Raw genomic sequence first — 18,292 nt, 5'->3', positions numbered from 1 at the left:
TCCTCCCTGGAAGTGACAGACGTTGTTACGCTGTGATGAATCAGTCCGAAAGACTCGGGCACTATAAGTGCAGCTCAGAAAATATGCAGTGGGTTGGCGGGCCCGGGTTCCGTTTTTGAGACTCCCATTTCATTTTTGCGTCAGGGCAGCCAGATTTCGAATACACCCCCACCCAGGCTGCCGCCGTTGTGCAGTTTGATGGAGCCGGTTCGCTCGCCTTCGCTATGCAGTGCGGCCACAGACGAGGCGAAGAACAGCCCCAGGCTGGTACTGCCGGTATTGAAGTCCAGCGACTTGAAACTCAGGGTACCAGTATGTTGCATGCTTTCCGGGTAGCCCTGGCCATCATCTTCAACCCCCAGCACCAGATAACCGTCTTCTTCGCGCGCAATAAGCCGTATCTGGCTTTTGGTATAACGGATGGCGTTGTTGATGGTGTTGTTGAGTACGCCGGTCAACAGGTCCTCGTCGAAAAAGCCATTGATGTCATCTGCGGCAATTGAATATTTGAGCCCGAGTCCCTGCAACAAAGGGATGTGCCTGGCGAGATGCTCCTCCAGGAAATCTGGCACAAAATGCTCGTCAATGTGCGCAGAGAGATTGTTTTCTCCCAGGCGATAGATACCCAGTAACTGAACCAGATCGTTATGCATACGCTCGGCTTCGTACTGGAGCATGTTGAATTTGTCGGAGCCAGCAAGGGATTGCTCATGTTCACCACGAAGTTCGTCGAGGCTGTTCAGTAACATGCCGAGAGAATTTTTCATGTCGTGCACGGCAGAGGCCAGCACCATCGAAAAGTCGATGTTTGGGTCGGTCATGCGGTCAGTCCTTTCAGTTTTCGGGTTAGGGCCAGGTATCGACGGTGTTGACGATGCTGCTCCGGCAGCTTGTTCAGACGATCCAGGCGCTGTTGGCAGGCAGCCAGTAACGCAGGCTCCGGGTTCTGGTCATATTGCTTCATCAACACCTGAACCAGATTCAGGTTCAGGGCAGCATGGTCCGGAACGATCGCCAGGGCTTTGTTGAAGGCTTCCACTGCAGCATCAAGGTCGCCTGCCTCAAACGCTTTGATGCCATCCCGGTTCATGCTGCGTGCTTCCAGTTTCTGACGGAAGCCAACGGGCTCGTCCAGGAGGTTTTCAATTTTCTGCAAGGTGTCGGGGTCGTTATCAAATCGTGAGGCCAGATCGCCGAGGATTCTCTTGGCTTGATCTTCCCGGCCCATCCGGAACAGGGTTTTTGCGAAATCCAGCCCCATATCGGCCGGGAGTTCCTCCAGGCTCTCGAGCTCCGAGCTGACCGCGGTAAGAATCTTTTCGGCCTCCCGGTGGCGGCCCTGGCCGGTATGGAGACGGCACTGCACGATCCGGCTTTTGAGCCCGATGGTTTCATCGCTGTCGAAGCGTTTCTCCATTTTCGTAAGCACAGAGAGGGCTTCTGACGAGCGCGCCGCGCCTTCTTCGTCCAGATCGCCCTCGCTCAGATCGGACAGGCTCTGGGCGAGCGACAGGTAATGCTCTGCATTGTCGTGTATGGAATAGGTGCCCAGAGACACCGTCTGTCGCCACGCCTGGGAGGCGGTGTCAATATCCTGGTTTGCGCCGGCAAGTTCAGCGAGATGCTTCTGGCGGAGCAGAGCGTTGGGGGAATGTTCAGCCGCTTTCTCAAGAACCTGTTGGGCCTGGGCCGATCGTCCCTGTTTCTGAAGGCCTTCGGCCAGCAGGTCGTAGGCTTCCATATAGTCCGGGTGTTTTTCAATCAGAGCCTTGAGGCCGTCGACGGCCTGATCAAAGTTCCGGTTGGCGAGCAACACCTTACACCGGCCTAGCCGGGCCCAGGACAGCTCCCGCTGATTCAGAACATCATCGTAGACCTTCTGGGCGTGGGCCAGGTCGCCGACCATGAAGTAGAGTTCCCCGAGTGTCTTCATCAGCCAGGTTTTGTAGCGGGGCTGTTTGGGCAGGGTTTGCAGGCAAAGACTGATGGCTTCCGGGTAGTTTTCCCGGTCGATCTCCCGGGTGATGGGGAGCAGGGCATTGCGCTGTTTGATCAGGCTGCCCAGACGTTGCTCCAGCATGGCACGGTTAATGGGCTTTGTCAGATAGCCGTCAGGCTGATATTCCCGTGCCCCCATGACCATTTCCTTGGAGGTTTCCGCGGTTACCATCAGGAACAGCGATGAGCGTTTGAGGAGTTTCTTGTGCCTCAGCTCTTCCAGTACGTGCTGGCCGTTTTTGCCTTCCCCCAGATTGTAGTCGCACAGCACGACATCTACGTGATTGTAGGTACAGTACTGGATGGCGGGCGTGGCGTGAGCAACCAGTTCAATCTTGTCGGCACCACAACTGCGGAGCATCTGCCGCATGGATAGCCGAAAGTTCTCGAAATCGTCGACAACAAGAAAAGTAAGCTTGCCAAACGGATTTACTGCGTCTTTCCGGTCGGATGGATTCATGGCCGCTTCTGTTTAAGTAGTTTGTTTACGAGCGCTCGCAGGGCTGCAGGCTTCACTGGCTTGTACAGTACCTGGTAGCCCCGGTTGCCTGCGTCGTCACGTACCTCCGGCGCCATATAGCCGGTAATGAGGATGCCGGGAATATCGCTTCCCAGATGTTCCCTTATGCTGTCCATGGCATCCAGTCCATTGCGGTTATCATCCAGCTGATAATCAGCAAGTATAATATCCGGCCTGCGTCCGTCCAGTTTGTCCAGCGCATCGTCCAGGCTTTCGGCGGCAGTGACATCACACTGCCAGTTGCCCAGCAACGCGACCATGCCTTGCAGAATGGCTGCGTCATTGTCGATGCACAGAACGTGAAGGCCCCCGAGATTGGATACCCGTCTTGAACTGCTGCCGCTTTTCTGGGAATCCAGCCGGCTTTGATCGGCCGGGGCGACCGGAACCGTGATCCCGAATACGCTGCCTTTGCCCTGGATGGAGTGCACGGTGACGGGGTGGTTAAGCATGCCGCTGATACGATCAACAATGGCCAGGCCAAGCCCCAGCCCCTTCTTGTCGCGACCATGCTGGAATCGGCGAAACTCCTCAAAGATGTGATTAAGCTGGTCATCTGACATACCCGGTCCGGTGTCCCAGACTTCAATGCGCAGATAGCCTTTCAGGCGTCGGCAGCCCATCAGAATCTTGCCGCTTGCGGTGTAGCGGATGGCATTGGAAAGGAAGTTCTGTACCACACGACGCAGAAGTTTCGCATCGGAACGGACCCAGGCGGTACTGGGGACTACATGCAGTTCCAGCCCCTGATCCTTGGCGATGGCTGAAAACTCGGTGGCCAGATGCCTGAGCAGCTCGTTGACTGGAAACACGCCGATATCCGGCTCAAGTGCCCCGGCATCAAGCTTTGAAATGTCCAGCAGTGTACTGATGATCTCCTCGGCCGCGCCCAGCGAGCTGTCGATGTGGTCTACCAGATCCCGGGTTTCGCCCTCGTTCACTTTGCCGGACAACGCGGAGGTAAAGAGTCTTGCTGCGTTCAGGGGTTGCAGCAGGTCGTGGCTTGCAGAGGCAAGGAAGCGGGTTTTACTCTGGTTCGCCTGCTCGGCTACCGACTTGGCCTTGAGCATCTGCTCATTGATCACCTGCAGTTCCTGGGTGCGCTCCCGGACCCTTTGCTCCAGATAGATGTTGGTTTCCTTCAGGGCCTGCTCGGTCCTGCGCATGGCGGTAATGTCCTGGAATGTGGTGACATAGCCGCCGCCTGGAATCGGACTGCCATCCACCCGGACGACCGTGCCATCGGGGCGCTGACGCTCGTAAGACATGGGTTTGCCTTCACGCATGCTGTTACAGCGGTTCTCGACGATGTCGTCAATTCGACGGGCAGACAGGTTGGCGTTGGTGAGGTTATAGCGCATCAGGTCTTCAACCGGCCGGCCAACCCGGACAAAGCCCTTGGGATAGTTGAACAGCTCGAGATAGCGATGGTTCCAGACGACAAGTTGCTGCTGATGGTTGACCACGGACACGCCCAGGCTGATGTTCTCGATGGCAGACTGCAGTAACTCCCGGCTGAAGGTCATGGCCTGGGAGGCTTCATCGACAATGCTGACCACGTCCTCGATCTGCATATCGCGGCCAGTCAGGGTCGACTCCAGAACCACGCGGGCCGTGGAGGCTCCAATCACCGATGCCAGCTGGCGCTCTATGTACTTCATCAGGTGGGTGGAAGCTGGCCGCTGAGGATAGAGCCGGATGGCATTACGTCGTTCGTAGTTCCTGAAAATGCTTTCGGAACGTTCTTCCCCCATGAACCGGTCGGTCAGGGCCTGCAGGTCGGAGGTAAGAATCTCACCCTGCCAGCTCTGGTGCTGGGCATTCTCGGCTTTGGGCTGAGCATCGTGGAAGAACGCGGCAATCTGAATCTTCTCGCGAATACGTTGCCGGGTAATCAGGGAGAGCAGAATATAGGCCCCGGTGTTTATCCCCAGACTCCAAAGAATGCCATGGCTAATCTGGTCCAGGTCGGAACCGAACAGGGCCGTTGGTCGGGTCCAGTTCCAGCCAAACAGGCCGTGCTCAATCAGGGTATCCGCAACCCACCCGGTGGACACCAGCGCGGGCAACAGCAGGGTGTAACACCACATCAGGAAGCCCAGCCCAAGGCCCCAGGCAGCACCGGTGAAGTTACCCTGGCGCCAGAGAATACCGCCTACGAGCGCGGGGCCAAACTGGGCCGCTGCGGCAAAGGACAGTAAGCCAAACGCCGTCAGGCTGTAGTCTTCGCCAGCCATGCGGTAGAAGCCGTAGGCGGTCAGCAGTACTACAAAGATGGCAACCCGCCGGATCGTCAGCAGCAGGAAGCTGAGATCAGTTCGTCGGTTCATGCCTGGTCGGAAGAACTTGAGCAGGCCTGGCATGATGATTTCATTACTCACCATGGTGGCTATGGCGACGGAACAGACAATCACCATGGCGGCCGCCGCTGATCCACCGCCCAGAAACGCCAGTACGGCAAGCCAGTGTTCCCCTGCCATGATCGGCAGTTGCAGGATGACGATGTCCGGATCGCTGCCCGCCAGGTGAGTGCTCAACAGTCCGGCTGCGGCAATGGGAATGACGAATGCGCTGGCGATGATCAGATAGATCGGCATCGCCCAGCGAGCGACCTCAAAATCCCGGTGATCGGTGTTCTCCACCACCATCACGTGAAATTGCCGTGGCAGGCAGATGATGGCCAGCATGGCAACCAGCGTCTGTGTGAGGAACGCAGGGGCTTCCAGCGACTCTGTGGTAAGCGTGCCCATCAGGTCAGCTTCGCGGACTCGGGTAAACAGGTCCCCGAAGCCATCGTACAGCCCGTAGCCAACAAACAGCCCCACCGCCACAAAGGCGATGAGCTTGATCAGTGATTCAAAGGCAACGGCCTGGATCATGCCCCGATGATGTTCTGTGGACTCCAGGTGCCGGGTTCCGAACAGCACGGTAAAGACCGCCAGAGCCAGGGTGATGTACCAGGCAGAGTCGTTCCAGGCCGCTGTACTCAATTCCTGATAACTGTCACCGGTGCCCGAGAGGACATTAAACCCCAGGGCAATGGCTTTGAGCTGAAGGGCAATGTAGGGAACGCTGCCGATCAGGGCAAAGATGGCCACCATGGCCGCCAGCACCTGGGATTTGCCGTAACGCGAGGCAATAAAGTCGGCAATGGAGGTGCTGTTGTTGCGTTTACTGATGTAGATGATGCGCCGGAGCAGCGGCGCAAAGAAAATGAATACCAGTAACGGGCCCAGGTAGATGGGGAGAAATGCCAGACCTTCCTGGGTGGCCCGACCAACTGCGCCATAGAAGGTCCATGACGTGAAATAGACGGCCAGGGACAAACCGTAAATATGGGTTCTGGCCAGACGGCGCTTGTAGAGCCCCGGGTGCCGGTCACCTGCCCAGGCGATCAGGAACAGCAGTGAAATGTAAGTGATCGATATAAGGACAAGCAGCCAGGCGCTAATCATGGGGTCTTGTTATCCGCTCCTGTGGTCTCAGCTTCTGCAAATGATGGTATAGAGTGGATCGTCGCTCTCCAGCAACTTCATGTTATCTACTCTCGGCGCCCCGTCGGAACCCAGTGGTACCAGCTCCCGGCTGCCACAGTTAATGAGATGAATCCGGTGCGAAACCGCATCGGTGACCGTCTGCTCGAAACGGTAAAGGGTGAAGCGAACAATGTTCTGATCACCGGTATCACGGCTGATACTTTCCTTGTCGACCGCAGAGAATGAGGTCACGTAGGGAAACACAAAGGTCCAGGGGCGAAAGAAAATTCTCTCCTGTTCGGTGGCCACAACCACAGCTTCTTCCGGCAGCATGGCTCGTTTGTGGTCATACCAGGTGTATTCTCCATAGATCAGATAACCCAGCATGCCCGCACCGGCAAAGACCGGAATCAGCCACTTCGGGGCTTTTTTGGCGGTGGCCGCGCGAATACCCATGGCGATGCCAGCGGCACCAAGACCGCAAAAAACGGTGGCTACAAATGTCCAGAACATACAACGGTTTCCTCAAAAAAGAACGGGCTCCCTCACTGAGGAAGCCCGTTCGGTTTCAACCTGTCATCAGGTGCGATGAATCAGATTGTCTTTCGCTTCAGTGATCCTGGGCAGTACCGGCACCACGCGGGTAGCGGACGCTTTCAACCAGTTCCTGAATTTCAACGGGCGGCTCTGCAGTCACCTTGGATACTGCGAAGGCTACCGCAAAGTTGACGATCGCACCAATGGCACCGATAGACAGCGGGGAAATACCCAGCACCCAGTTCTCGGGAGTGTCTGCCAGATTGTTGGTGCCCGGGATGAAGAACCAGCCTTTGTACACGAAGATGTACACCAGAGTGAAGATCAGGCCGGACAGCATGCCCAGAGTCGCGCCCACGTTGTTTACGCGTTTGGAGAAGATACCCATCATCAGTGCCGGGAACAGCGAGGCAGCCGCAATACCGAAGGCAAGGGCAACCACCTGAGCCGCGAACCCTGGCGGGTTTGCACCGAGATAGGTGGCGACAACAATGGCAACGGCCATGGATATCCGGGCAGCCATCAGTTCGCCCTTATCACTGATACTGGGGTTGAATCGTCCCTTGATAAGGTCGTGACTCACCGCCGAGGAAATCGCCAGCAGCAGGCCGGCGGCTGTCGACAGCGCGGCTGCAAGACCACCGGCTGCGATCAGGCCAATGACCCAGCCTGGCAGGTTGGCGATTTCGGGGTTGGCCAGTACCAGGATGTCACGGTTAACCACCAGTTCGTTGCCGTTCCAGCCGCGGGCCTGGGCTTCAGCTTCAAACGCAGGTACGTCGTTGTAAAGCTGGATACGGCCGTCTTCGTTTTTGTCGGTAAACTGAATCAGACCCGTTACTTCCCATTCCTTGACCCAGTTCGGGCGCTCATCATATTCGATGGGAGCGGCCTGGGTTCCGTCCGGGTAGATAGTGGTCATCAGGTTCAGGCGAGCCATGGAAGCGACAGCAGGAGCCGTCAGGTACAGCAGGGCAATGAAGACCAGAGCCCAGCCGCCAGACCAGCGCGCGTCAGCCACCTTGGGCACAGTGAAGAAACGAATGATAACGTGTGGCAGACCGGCAGTACCGATCATCAGGGACAGTGTGAACAGAACCATGTTCAGTTTGTTGTCCACATCAGCGGTATACTCGTTGAAACCGAGATCAGTGATGACCTGGTTCAGCTTCTCAAGCAGCGGCAAGCCAGAGTCGGTATGGGTAGAGAACATGCCCAGGCCCGGAATCGGGTTGCCTGTCAGTTGAATGGAAATGAATACTGCGGGAATCGTGTAAGCGACAATCAGTACACAGTACTGTGCTACCTGGGTGTAGGTAATGCCTTTCATGCCACCGAGTACCGCATAGACGAATACAACAACTGCTGCGATGATCAGGCCGGTGGTGGCATCCACTTCCAGGAAGCGGGAGAAGGCCACACCAGCGCCAGCCATCTGGCCGATAACGTAGGTTACCGAGGCAACGATCAGACAGATAACGGCTACCAGTCGCGCGTTTGCGCTGTAGTATCGATCCCCGATGAACTCCGGAACCGTAAACTTACCGAACTTCCTCAGGTAAGGAGCCAGCAGCATGGCCAACAGGACGTAGCCACCGGTCCAGCCCATAAGGAACGTGGAGTTGGCATAGCCACCGGCCGCGATCAGACCAGCCATGGAGATAAACGAAGCGGCAGACATCCAGTCAGCACCGATTGCGGCGCCGTTGGTGATAGGATGCACACCACCGCCCGCAACGTAGAAATCGCTGGTACTGCCGGCCTTGGCCCAGACAGCGATGGCGATGTAGAGGAGGAACGAGCCCCCTACGAACATAATGTTGATTGCAAATTGGCTCATTTGTCCTTACTCCTCATGCACGCCGAATTTTTCGTCGATCTTGTTCATGCGCCATGCATAGTGAAAGATCAGAACAATGAAGGTAAGGATGGAGCCTTGCTGGGCAAACCAGAAGCCCAGATCGGTGCCGCCTACGGGGATTCCCGCCAGCATCGGGCGTAACAGAATAGCGAAGCCGTAAGATACCAGGGCCCAGATAATCAGGCTCCCGAATATCAGGCGTAGATTCGCCTTCCAGTAGTTTTCAGCGTCGTAGCTATGACCTGACATACAATCACTCCTGTATTGTTGTTGTGGAGATTGGGTGTTTTTTTGGTGAGGTGTTGCGGATAGAGAATTTATTATTCATGTAGTACTTCTCCGACTTGTTGTCTCCTCCGACTTTACCGGTCAATGGATTTATGGATATTGGCAAATGGTCTAACTCTCAGTAACTTGCCTTGTATTTGGTCAAGGACATCGCCAGTAGATCCTGTTCCGCTAATAGCGGTGCATATGCTGTAAACGGCGTTGATAATGCAGCTTTTCACTGAGTTCTTTGAGAGTTTTGACGTCGTTTTTCCGGGCTTTATTGAGGGCTATCAGTGCCAGTTCTGCGGTAACCAGCGCGTCGGCTGCGGCGTGATGGCGTTCACTGATTTCCAGGCCAAATACATCCGCCCAGTCGTCCAGACCGCGCCCTTTGATCGTTGCTTTCGGGAAGAACGCCGGCATCAGCTCGGCAACATCCATCCAGACGTGGGGCAGGGTGTAGCCCAACTGGCTTTTCAGTGTCTTTTCGAGGAACTTCTGGTCGAAGGCGGAGTGGTAGGCAAGAATCGGGTCCCCGTTCATCCATTCCAGAAGGTAGAGCAGTGCATCCTGGGTTTCGTAGCCCTGAGTCAGGGCTTCTGGGCCGATGCCATGGATCAGCACGGTTTCCCGAATGTCCAGTTCAGGGCGGCGCAGTATCAGGTCAAACTGGTCATTCAGGTGGATGACACCACCTTCGATGGCAACCGCTCCGATGGCAATCACTTCATCTTTGGACGCGTTCAGGCCGGTGGTCTCAAGGTCAAGGACAATCAGCCGGCTCCGGGACAAGGGCTGGTCGCCAACCGTTTTCGGGCTGGGCAGATTGGCGGCATCGTGTTCGCCGACCGTTCCACCGCGCCTTCTGGCCAGCCACTGTTTGATGTATTCCAGCATGATCTGTGCGCGGGCCTATAGTTGATACGTAACTTCGAGTTTCTGCTGGAGCCGCTGGGCCTGGCGGAAAGACTCGCGAAGTATGCGCCGGTCCAGAGGATTCAGGTCGTCCGGATCGATGTAATTGGTCAGATCCTCGCCCCGGTCGAGCATCTCCTGATGAGCACGCATACGGATGGCCTGAATCAGGCTGTAGGCTTCCTTCCAGGCGTTGGCGTCCTTGGCGTCAAAGATGTCTTTTCTGGCCAGGGCGTCAATGCGCTCCAGGGTATTGGCGGCTTCCACCCCATGGGCCAGTGCGAACACCCTTACGGATTCCACAAATGGCGCCAGGCCCTGACGTTTCAGATCCAGCGAGTGTTTCTTCTCGTCGTTCAGATAGCGGAAGTTCCGGAACATGGTCAGGGGCGGTTTTCGCTGCAGCGCGTTGCCAGCGAGCATTTTCTGGAACAGGGCGTTCTTGCGGATGCGTTGGAGCACCTTCTCCAGCAGACGATGGAGTGGCTCAGTGGGGCCGAAGACCGCTCTCATATCCAGGAATATCGACGAGTAGACCAGGTTCTGGGGGGTTGAGGCATCAATAAAGCGGATAAACCAGTCGTCCCATTCCCGGTCACTCAGGCAGAGTTTGGGGTTGCTGGCCATAATGTTGCCTTTGCACAGGGTGAACCCGCACTCTGCCAGTTCGTCGTTGACCTTGCGGGCAAAGGGCAGCAGTTTCTCACGCACCTGGTCTTCGGTCATGCCCTCCGGTGTCTCGAACAGAATACCGTTGTCCTGGTCGGTCAGCAGTGTTTGCTCCTGGCGGCCCTCACTGCCAAAGGTAAGCCAGGTAAACGGAATGCCAGGGTCGTTCTTCTTGAGGTTAAGTTCGAGTACCCTGCGCACGGTGACATCGTTCAGGGTGGTAATGATCTTCACCACCTGGCCCGAATCCGCGCCGTGGGCCAGCATGGCGTCGACCAGCCTTGAGACATCGGAGCGAAGGCTGACCAGGGTACGCAAGTGGGTGGCAGTGCCGATGGTTCGAGCCAGGTTGACCAGGTCTACCCGCTGAAGAGAAAACAGATCCCGCTCGGATACCACGCCAATCAGGCGGTCCTCTTCGTCGACCACACACAGATGGGCAAAATGGTGTTCCGCCATCAGCATTGCCGCCTCAAAGGCGTCCGCTGTGGCGGGCAGGCGACAGGGATTGCCTGTCATCACCTGACGAATGGGCGTGTCGAGGGGGCCCTTTTCCTCAGCGATCATGGTGCGCAGGTCGCGCAGCGTGAAAATGCCGGTGGGATGGCGATTGTCATCGGTGATGATGATACTGCCCACATTATTCTCGTGCATCCGGGCTACGGCCTTGCGAACCGGCAGATCCGGCGAGCAGACAATCGGGTTGCGCAGCGCGTAGCGCTCCAGGGGGGTGTCGAGGCTGTTGCTGGAGCCAATGGAAGCCATGGCCTTGGACTGGATGCGCTGATTGACCTGGTCCAGCAGGCTGCTCACGCCCCGCAGACAGAAATCGCGAAAGGATTCGCTTTCGGAAAACAGGGTGATGAAGGCGTTCTGTTCAATACTGAGGCAGAAGGTATCGCCGGAAGCCCTGTGTAGCGTTCGGGTCGGGCGCTCGCCAATCAGTGCCGCAAGCGGAAAGCACTCACCCTGGCTGATTTCAAAGGTGGTTTCTGCCCGGTCTTCTTTTTCATTGTGGCGCTCACCCCGGATACGTCCCTGCTTGACCACATAAAACCGCTTGACCACTCCATCGTCGGGCGAGAGCACTTCGTCGCCATCGGCGTAAAACCTCAGGGTCGCATGCTCAGCAAAATGGGCCAGATGGGTGTCGTCCATGCTGGAGAACGGGGCATGTTCCCTCAGGAATGACATAATCGCTCGGGTGTTCTGAGGGCGGGTAGTGTCCTGATTTGCTGCGGCCATATCGTGATCCGTAAGCTTGGGAGCCAGGTACGGGGAGCTCCGTCATTATTATTCTCCGCTTGCAGTGTAGTTCAGCGGAACCCGGAGGGGCTCTACGATTTTCGTCGCAGAGCTTTTCTTTATGGTAGACCGGTGCGGTGATAGAGTTCTGATACTCGTCAAACCGGAATCAGTTAGTGTCATGACCAGTAAAGATGAACGCCTTGCCTTCCTCGAAGAAATGAAGGATGTGCAGCGGATACGCAAACCCAATCGGGCCGAAGTATCGGTGCCCAAGGAGCTGACGCCCGGGCACCTTGAACGCCAGAGGGCGGCGGTTGAAAAGCCGGTGCGAGACCTGAACCCACTGACGTCCGATATGGTAGAGCCGCTAACGGCACACGACATTCTCAGCTGGCAGCGCCCAGGCGTGCAGCATGGGGTTTTCCGCAAGCTGCGTCTTGGCCAGTACCCGATCGAGGCCCGGCTGGATCTGCATCGCATGACGGTGGAGGAAGCCCGCCGGGAAGTGTTCGGTTTTATCAACGACTGCGTACATTACGGTTTGCGCTCGGTGATCATCCTGCACGGCAAGGGAGAACGCAATCCTGATGGCATCGCCCAGCTCAAGAGCTACCTGGCGAAGTGGTTGCCGGAGCTGGACAACGTTCTCGCTTTCCATTCGGCAAAGAAACACCACGGTGGCACCGGCGCGGTTTACGTAATGGTCAGGAAAAACGATCGGGAAAAACAGCATAATCGGGAGATCCATGGTTCCAGATAAGGAATCGTCTGGATCATTCGCTACGACGGAAACACCGAATCGGGAGAATTAAGATGCGTTTGATTTTTGTGGCTTTGATTTCTGTACTGACATTGGCCGGCTGTAAAGACCGGGTAATCTGGAACGATAACGGCAAAGTGGAAAGTGCCACCCAGAACCGTGAAGTGTGGGATTCCAACGGCAAGCTGGAAACCGGTGAGCGCAAAATCTGGGTAAACAAGGATGGTGAAGACGTCGTCAAGTAAAGGCGTGGCGGTAAAACGCGCCGAACCTGCCAAAACAATAACATGATGAGGAGCACGGAATGGCTTTCACGCTGACTGTGAACGGTCGCCAGCATTCGCTGGATGTCGAACCCGATACCCCGTTGTTATGGGTGCTGCGGGATGAACTTGGGCTCAAAGGGACCAAGTTTGGCTGTGGTGCAGGCCTCTGTGGCGCCTGCACTGTGCACCTGAACGGTCAGCCCGCCCGTTCCTGCTCTACGCCGGTGGAGATGGCTGAAGGTGCCGAAATCACCACCATCGAAGGCCTGTCCGCTGATGGCGAGTTGCATCCGTTACAGAAAGCCTGGGTGGAACAGGGGGTGCCCCAGTGCGGTTATTGCCAGTCTGGCCAGATCATGACGGCCGCGCACCTGCTGGCCAACAACCCCTCTCCGGATCGCGAACAGATCGTCACCGCCATGACCGGCAACCTGTGTCGCTGCGGCACCTATACTCGCATTGTGGCTGCGGTTGAGTCCGTCGCCGGTGGTGTGGGTCAGTACCAGCCGGCCGGGGAGGATGCGTAATATGGCGATGAATCGACGGGATTTCCTGAAGGTCAGCACCTCGGCTTCCGGTGGACTGCTATTGGCGCTGAATCTGCCTGGTTGTGCCTCCGTGCAAACCGGCTATGAGCCTGAAACCGGTGAATGGAAACCGAACGCCTGGCTGGAACTCACCCGGGACAACGACATTATTTTCACCCTCGATCGGGTTGAGATGGGCCAGGGCACCTACACCGGTCTTACCACTTTGATAGCGGAGGAGCTGGATGTAGCGCCGGAGGCCATTCGCGTGGAATTTGCCCCGGTTGCTCCGGAGTACCGTAACCCGTTGTTCGGGCTTCAGCTTACCGGTGGCAGCACCAGTGTCGCCTCCAGTTGGCAGCCCCTGCGGGAGGCCGGAGCTTCGGCGCGACTGATGCTGGTGATGGCCGCCGCCCGGGTTTGGCGGGTCGAGCCGGGACAATGCAAAACGGAGGGCGGGTACGTACGCCACCCCAACGGCCTGGATTCCATGCCCTATGGCAAACTGGTGGAGTTGGCGGACAAAGAGGTGATTCGTGGTGATGTGCCACTGAAACCCCGTTCCCAGTGGAAATACATCGGCCGACAGGCCGGAAGGCTGGATGCCGAGGCCAAGTCCACCGGCCAGGCGATGTACGGGATAGACGTAGAGCTGCCGGATATGGTCTATGCCGTTATGACCCGGAGCCCCCGCTATGGCGGACTGGCGGTCAGTTTCAACCGCGATCAGGTTCGGGCCATGCCGGGCGTGCTTGATGCCTTCATCACCGAGCGCGGTGTGGCCGTAGTGGCAGATCGCTACTGGCGAGCCCGCAAGGCTCAGGAAGCGCTGGCGGTTGAGTGGGATTTTTCCGAGGCCGTCGGGTTATCCAATCCGGACGTGTTCAAACACTATCGTCAGGCCGCCGGTGACGATCCCGGCGAGGACGAACGGGTGGACGGTGACCCCGAGGCTGTTCTGGAGAAAGCGGGTACCCTGGTGGAGGCTGAATATGAGCAGCCGTACCTGGCCCACGCCACCATGGAACCAATGAATGCGACCGCCTGGTATCGGGACGGTGGCATGGAAGTCTGGGCGCCGACCCAGGCGCCGGATCTGGGCCGCATAGCCGCCGCGCGACACACCGATCTCTCTCCGGATGACGTGACTATCCACACGACCTTTCTTGGCGGTGGCTTCGGCCGCAGGTTGACTCAGGACTACATTGAGGAAGCGGCCCTGGTCGCCTACCGGGTGAAAGTGCCGGTCAAACTGATCTGGTCCCGGGAAGAAGACACCCGCCATGGCTTTTTCCGCCCGGCCATGTTGCATCGTATGGCGGCCAGTCTGGAGGATGGGCAGTTGACGGGCTGGGATCATCAGATTGTTGGCCCGCAGATACTTGACTGGTACGTCCGGAACGCTGCACCAGCCCAGTACCCCTGGGCACCAAAATTACTGTACGGAACATTGGGCAGGGTTGGCCTGATGGTTGAAGGTATCGCAACCCCGAAAGACATTTCGGCCATTGAGGGGGCTATTGGCTATCCCTACGCGGTACCCAATGTCCGGGTTCGGCATACCCATACTGACCCGGGCGTGCCAATTACCTGGTGGCGATCCGTGGGCTATTCCCACAATGGTTTCGCGGTCGAGACCTTTATGGATGAACTCGCCAGCCAGGCCAACGAAGATCCGGTCAGTTTCCGGCTGAAACTGCTGGAGAGTGAGCCCCGTCATCGGCGGGTTCTGGAGCGGGCTGCCGAGCTGGCGGGCTGGAACCAGCCGGTGCCAGAGGGCAGGGCGCGCGGAGTGGCTTTGTTCAAGAGCTTTGGTACCTATGTTGCCCAGGTGGTGGAAGCCAGTATTGAGCAGGGCGGAATTCGCGTTCACAAGGTCACCTGCAGCGTGGACTGTGGTCAGGTGGTGAACCCGCGAATTGTCGAGGATCAGATGACCGGCGGCATTGTCTTTGGCCTGACGGCGGCGCTGAACGGGGAAATTACCCTGGACGGCGGCGAGGTGCAGCAAAGTAACTTCCACGATTATCGTCTGCTGCACATGCATCAGGTACCGGAGATGGTGGTGGATATTGTCGACAGCGAAGAGCCGCCCACCGGCGTTGGGGAACCTGGCGTCCCGCCGGTGATTCCGGCCCTGGGCAACGCCTTGTTTGCGCTGACCGGCAAGCGCCAGCGCCGTCTGCCCCTTAAAGCCTGAGCGGAATCGGTTTTACCCGGGCTTGGGTGGTTCTATAATGGCGCCAGATTCGCGCCCGGGCAGGGCTCGTACCAACCCGGAGGATGCCTGTGTTTGATGTAACCCGCTACGCCACCGCCGCCCAATCCATCGTCGAGGCCGGCCGCTTTCTCTACGACCGCGGCTGGTCGCCCGCCACCAGCAGTAATTATTCGGCCCGTATCGATGGCGACCATGTGGCGATTACGGTATCTGGCCGGCACAAGGGCCAGTTGGGCGCAGGCGACGTCATGGTGGTGGATCTTCATGGCCAGGCGGTGCAAAGCGATTGCCGCTCGTCGGCAGAAACCCTTCTGCACACGGTGATCTATCAGCTTTATTCCGAGGTTGGCGCCGTTCTGCATACCCACTCGGTCAAGGCTACCGTGCTTAGCCGCCTGATCCCGGCGGGGCAGGCACTGGAGCTTGAAGGCTATGAGCTACAGAAAGCCTTCAATGGCGTGCAAACCCATGAGGGTAAGCTGATTGTTCCCGTGTTCGACAACACCCAGGATATTCCGGCACTGGCTGAGGAAACCCGGGACTGGTTTGCGCGGCACCCGGAACAGCCTGGATACCTTATCCGCGGCCATGGTCTTTACACCTGGGGCCGCACCATGGCCGATTGCCTGCGCCATATTGAAGCGTTTGAATTTCTTTTTGAATGTGAACTCGAAACCATGAGGGTACGCCGATGACCACCCTGAGCATTTTTCATCAGAACCAGCCCGAGCAGGCCCAGACGGTCGTAACAGACCCGGACACCATCCGGAATAAACTGAGTGCCCACGGTGTGCATTTCGATCGTTGGGCAACCCGCGATCTGCCGGCCGATGCCACTCAGGAGGAAATTCTTGAGGCCTATGCCGACGAAGTGGCACGGCTCAAGCAGGATTGGGGGTTTCAGACCGCAGATGTGGTCAGCCTGACCGCGGATCATCCCCAGAAAGACGCGTTCCGGCAGAAGTTTCTGGATGAGCACACCCACAGCGAGGACGAAGTGCGCTTCTTCGTTCGTGGTCAGGGGTTGTTTTACCTGCACTTCGGTGACCAGGTATACGCGCTGCTGTGCGAGAAGAATGACCTGATCAGTGTGCCTGACGGCACCCGGCACTGGTTTGATATGGGGCCGGAGCCTGAATTCACCTGTATCCGGTTATTCAGCAACCCGGAAGGCTGGGTTGCGAGCTTTACCGGTGAGGATATCGCTTCCCGGCTGCCACGTTATGAGAGCCTGGCGGGAGGGGCCTGATGATTCGAGTGATCCTGACGGACATCGAGGGCACCACCAGTTCGATCTCCTTCGTACACGATGTCCTGTTTCCCTACGCCAGCGAGCACTTGCCGGAGTTTATCCGGGCCAACCATCAAACCTTGCCGGCGGTGGCGGAACAGCTGGCTCGGGTGGCAGAGATCAGCGGTACCGACCGGAAAGATATCGATGGCCTCATCAATGTGCTGCAAGAGTGGATTGCCGAAGACCGCAAGGAGGGGGCGCTAAAGGCGCTGCAGGGCATGGTCTGGGAGCAGGGGTACTACAGCGGTGAACTGAAAGGCCATATCTATCCGGATGCCGCGGATTATCTCAAGCGCTGGCATGATCGGGGCCTGAGACTGTTCGTATATTCCTCCGGGTCCGTCAAGGCCCAGAAGCTGATCTTCGGTCATAGCAATGAAGGCGACTTCACAGTTTTCTTCTCTGGTTATTTCGACACGGCCGTCGGGGGCAAAAAGGAGTCCCAGTCCTATCGCAACATTCTTGCGGAGCTGGGGGTAGACGCGGGCACAGTGCTGTTTCTGTCCGATGTTGAGGAAGAGCTGCGTGCCGCCGAGGAAGCCGGCCTGAAAACCGCCTGGCTGGTACGAGAGGGCGAACTGCCGGATACCGCTCGGGTCGTGGCCAGGGATTTTTCGGAGGTTGATGCGCTGTTGCGCAAACGATAGGAGGTGATTCATGCCCGGGCGCCGCTGGTATTCATGGCTGGTACCGGCTGTGTGTGCACTGAGCCTGCTCGGGTGCAATCCCTTTTCAGACGCTGAATCCCTCACCGATGAGTACCTGGAACGTTTGGCCCGGGTACTCGATACCGCGCCCGTTCCCAGGGCCGAGCTGCCCGCCGCCTCCATTCCACCCAGGCGGAGAGAACGTATACTTGCCCTGCCGGAGCTGGATCTGGGCATGCTGGATTTTCTGTCGCTGTACGGCTGCGAGCTTCAGTATGTGGTGGGCGAACGCAATTCCGTGATGGGCAAGGTGATGCAGCCCATCAATCAGTTACGCTATGAGATTCGTTTTATCCGAGCTGCGGAGGCCTGTCTGCCCCAGGTAGACGACGAGGAACTCACAGAAGCTCTGGAATCCGCCATTGAAAGCAAACGGGACAGTCTGCCGCTGGCGGTCTGGAATGCCACCTGGGGGACCGAAGAGGTGGAGCGCCAGTTTACCCTGTCTAAAGGCTATTATCCGGTGGCGGAAGCGGGTAATCCCGCGTCGGATCTGGTCAGGGATCTGCAGCAGTTGAACCGCCAGGTGGAAGCCATACTGGCTGATAAGCTTGAGCTATCTCTGGAGAACCTCGGCCAGGTTCATCAGCGCTGGCAGGCGGATGTGCTGGCGGGCCAGACTATTAACAGCGCGCGCTTGCTGATCAGCACCCTGAATGCCGGCACCGAGCTGCTCGGCACTCGATTGGAGGGCAGGCCGCTGTGTCTCAACGGCCAGCCCAATAACCAGTCGGAAATTGTTCAGAACTTCTTCCTCAGTATCTATATCGGAAAAATCCAGCCGTACATGAGTGATGTCAGCCGGGCACGGGATTCGCTGATTGCAGGCTTTGCGGAACTCGCCAGGCAGCAGCAAGCCGTGATGCCTGAGAGTTTTACGCCCTGGTACCAGCGCCATCTGGCGGCTGATACCAAGAATAGCCTCTGGCAGGAACTGGATCAGGCCATGATGCGCCATACCCGGCACTGGCAGGATCTGTTGGGGCAGTGCGGGCTTCGTCCGGGCGCCTGATTGTCCGTTTT

General features: G+C 57.5%; 16 protein-coding genes. 8 read left to right on the top strand and 8 right to left on the bottom strand.

The genetic code is table 11. The features are described from left to right. Nucleotides 1-140: 140 nt before the first annotated feature. The 8 genes from OZ656_RS12820 to OZ656_RS12785 form a co-directional block, all read right to left on the bottom strand. Nucleotides 141-821, bottom strand: coding sequence for a sensor histidine kinase KdpD (locus tag OZ656_RS12820; protein WP_014421940.1), 681 nt, complete (start codon nucleotides 819-821; stop codon nucleotides 141-143). Beyond that, the gene (locus tag OZ656_RS12815) at nucleotides 818-2,458 is read right to left on the bottom strand and encodes a tetratricopeptide repeat protein (protein WP_379944555.1); all 1,641 of its coding nucleotides are present in this window, start codon (nucleotides 2,456-2,458) and stop codon (nucleotides 818-820) included. Before OZ656_RS12815 ends, OZ656_RS12820 begins: the two co-directional genes overlap by 4 nt. Next, nucleotides 2,455-5,973, bottom strand: coding sequence for a PAS domain-containing hybrid sensor histidine kinase/response regulator (locus tag OZ656_RS12810; RefSeq protein ID WP_226611730.1), 3,519 nt, complete (start codon nucleotides 5,971-5,973; stop codon nucleotides 2,455-2,457). The genes OZ656_RS12815 and OZ656_RS12810 overlap by 4 nt, the downstream gene beginning before the upstream one ends. A gap of 27 nt (nucleotides 5,974-6,000) precedes the next feature. Continuing rightward, the gene (locus OZ656_RS12805) at nucleotides 6,001-6,507 is read right to left on the bottom strand and encodes a hypothetical protein (RefSeq protein ID WP_014421937.1); all 507 of its coding nucleotides are present in this window, start codon (nucleotides 6,505-6,507) and stop codon (nucleotides 6,001-6,003) included. Between the two features lie 97 nt (nucleotides 6,508-6,604). Next, complete coding sequence (locus OZ656_RS12800) at nucleotides 6,605-8,371, bottom strand: sodium:solute symporter family protein (protein WP_022991676.1); 1,767 nt, start codon at nucleotides 8,369-8,371, stop codon at nucleotides 6,605-6,607. Nucleotides 8,372-8,377: 6 nt separating this feature from the next. Then, entirely contained in the window at nucleotides 8,378-8,641 is a 264-nt protein-coding gene (locus tag OZ656_RS12795) for a DUF4212 domain-containing protein (RefSeq protein WP_011784417.1), read from the bottom strand. A gap of 210 nt (nucleotides 8,642-8,851) precedes the next feature. Next, nucleotides 8,852-9,559 (bottom strand): PolC-type DNA polymerase III, encoded by a 708-nt coding sequence (locus OZ656_RS12790; RefSeq protein ID WP_121208670.1) that lies wholly within the window; start codon nucleotides 9,557-9,559, stop codon nucleotides 8,852-8,854. Between the two features lie 15 nt (nucleotides 9,560-9,574). Continuing rightward, nucleotides 9,575-11,491, bottom strand: coding sequence for a putative nucleotidyltransferase substrate binding domain-containing protein (locus tag OZ656_RS12785; RefSeq protein WP_199451751.1), 1,917 nt, complete (start codon nucleotides 11,489-11,491; stop codon nucleotides 9,575-9,577). Between the two features lie 181 nt (nucleotides 11,492-11,672). Between OZ656_RS12785 and smrA the strand changes: the two genes are divergently transcribed. From smrA to OZ656_RS12745, 8 genes are all read left to right on the top strand, one after another. Beyond that, nucleotides 11,673-12,254 (top strand): DNA endonuclease SmrA, encoded by a 582-nt coding sequence (gene smrA / locus OZ656_RS12780; protein ID WP_014421934.1) that lies wholly within the window; start codon nucleotides 11,673-11,675, stop codon nucleotides 12,252-12,254. 53 nt (nucleotides 12,255-12,307) lie between these two features. Beyond that, the gene (locus OZ656_RS12775) at nucleotides 12,308-12,499 is read left to right on the top strand and encodes a hypothetical protein (protein WP_023011386.1); all 192 of its coding nucleotides are present in this window, start codon (nucleotides 12,308-12,310) and stop codon (nucleotides 12,497-12,499) included. A 59-nt stretch (nucleotides 12,500-12,558) separates the two neighbouring features. Next, a complete protein-coding gene (locus OZ656_RS12770) occupies nucleotides 12,559-13,047 on the top strand; it encodes a (2Fe-2S)-binding protein (RefSeq protein ID WP_023011385.1) in 489 nt (162 codons plus the stop codon). A gap of 1 nt (nucleotide 13,048) precedes the next feature. Beyond that, nucleotides 13,049-15,247 carry a xanthine dehydrogenase family protein molybdopterin-binding subunit gene (locus OZ656_RS12765; RefSeq protein ID WP_121208673.1) on the top strand — a complete coding sequence of 733 codons (2,199 nt, stop codon included), beginning with the start codon at nucleotides 13,049-13,051 and terminating at the stop codon, nucleotides 15,245-15,247. 89 nt (nucleotides 15,248-15,336) lie between these two features. Continuing rightward, nucleotides 15,337-15,963: a methylthioribulose 1-phosphate dehydratase gene (locus tag OZ656_RS12760; RefSeq protein WP_014421930.1), complete on the top strand. Its 627-nt coding sequence runs from the start codon at nucleotides 15,337-15,339 to the stop codon at nucleotides 15,961-15,963. Next, nucleotides 15,960-16,517 (top strand): acireductone dioxygenase, encoded by a 558-nt coding sequence (locus OZ656_RS12755; protein WP_011784424.1) that lies wholly within the window; start codon nucleotides 15,960-15,962, stop codon nucleotides 16,515-16,517. Before OZ656_RS12760 ends, OZ656_RS12755 begins: the two co-directional genes overlap by 4 nt. Beyond that, complete coding sequence (gene mtnC, locus OZ656_RS12750) at nucleotides 16,517-17,209, top strand: acireductone synthase (protein ID WP_273031831.1); 693 nt, start codon at nucleotides 16,517-16,519, stop codon at nucleotides 17,207-17,209. The genes OZ656_RS12755 and mtnC overlap by 1 nt, the downstream gene beginning before the upstream one ends. A gap of 10 nt (nucleotides 17,210-17,219) precedes the next feature. Continuing rightward, nucleotides 17,220-18,281 (top strand): DUF3080 domain-containing protein, encoded by a 1,062-nt coding sequence (locus OZ656_RS12745; protein ID WP_199451756.1) that lies wholly within the window; start codon nucleotides 17,220-17,222, stop codon nucleotides 18,279-18,281. The last annotated feature ends 11 nt before the right edge of the window (nucleotides 18,282-18,292 follow it).

This window comes from Marinobacter sp. LM1, assembly GCF_042763285.1.
GTDB classification, from domain to species: domain Bacteria; phylum Pseudomonadota; class Gammaproteobacteria; order Pseudomonadales; family Oleiphilaceae; genus Marinobacter; species Marinobacter nauticus.
The sequence above is the reverse complement of the archived record's forward strand: the minus strand, read 5'-3'. Positions and strand labels throughout refer to the sequence as shown.

Excerpts from the sequence above, each read along its gene's own strand:
- OZ656_RS12775 (WP_023011386.1), top strand. The coding sequence starts at position 12,308 with ATGCGTTTGATTTTTGTGGCTTTGATTTCTGTACTGACATTGGCCGGC.
- mtnC (WP_273031831.1), top strand. The coding sequence starts at position 16,517 with ATGATTCGAGTGATCCTGACGGACATCGAGGGCACCACCAGTTCGATC.
- OZ656_RS12810 (WP_226611730.1), bottom strand. The coding sequence starts at position 5,973 with ATGATTAGCGCCTGGCTGCTTGTCCTTATATCGATCACTTACATTTCA.
- smrA (WP_014421934.1), top strand. The coding sequence starts at position 11,673 with ATGACCAGTAAAGATGAACGCCTTGCCTTCCTCGAAGAAATGAAGGAT.
- OZ656_RS12815 (WP_379944555.1), bottom strand. The coding sequence starts at position 2,458 with ATGAATCCATCCGACCGGAAAGACGCAGTAAATCCGTTTGGCAAGCTT.
- OZ656_RS12765 (WP_121208673.1), top strand. The coding sequence starts at position 13,049 with ATGGCGATGAATCGACGGGATTTCCTGAAGGTCAGCACCTCGGCTTCC.
- OZ656_RS12795 (WP_011784417.1), bottom strand. The coding sequence starts at position 8,641 with ATGTCAGGTCATAGCTACGACGCTGAAAACTACTGGAAGGCGAATCTA.
- OZ656_RS12800 (WP_022991676.1), bottom strand. The coding sequence starts at position 8,371 with ATGAGCCAATTTGCAATCAACATTATGTTCGTAGGGGGCTCGTTCCTC.
- OZ656_RS12785 (WP_199451751.1), bottom strand. The coding sequence starts at position 11,491 with ATGGCCGCAGCAAATCAGGACACTACCCGCCCTCAGAACACCCGAGCG.
- OZ656_RS12770 (WP_023011385.1), top strand. The coding sequence starts at position 12,559 with ATGGCTTTCACGCTGACTGTGAACGGTCGCCAGCATTCGCTGGATGTC.
- OZ656_RS12755 (WP_011784424.1), top strand. The coding sequence starts at position 15,960 with ATGACCACCCTGAGCATTTTTCATCAGAACCAGCCCGAGCAGGCCCAG.
- OZ656_RS12745 (WP_199451756.1), top strand. The coding sequence starts at position 17,220 with ATGCCCGGGCGCCGCTGGTATTCATGGCTGGTACCGGCTGTGTGTGCA.
- OZ656_RS12805 (WP_014421937.1), bottom strand. The coding sequence starts at position 6,507 with ATGTTCTGGACATTTGTAGCCACCGTTTTTTGCGGTCTTGGTGCCGCT.
- OZ656_RS12790 (WP_121208670.1), bottom strand. The coding sequence starts at position 9,559 with ATGCTGGAATACATCAAACAGTGGCTGGCCAGAAGGCGCGGTGGAACG.
- OZ656_RS12820 (WP_014421940.1), bottom strand. The coding sequence starts at position 821 with ATGACCGACCCAAACATCGACTTTTCGATGGTGCTGGCCTCTGCCGTG.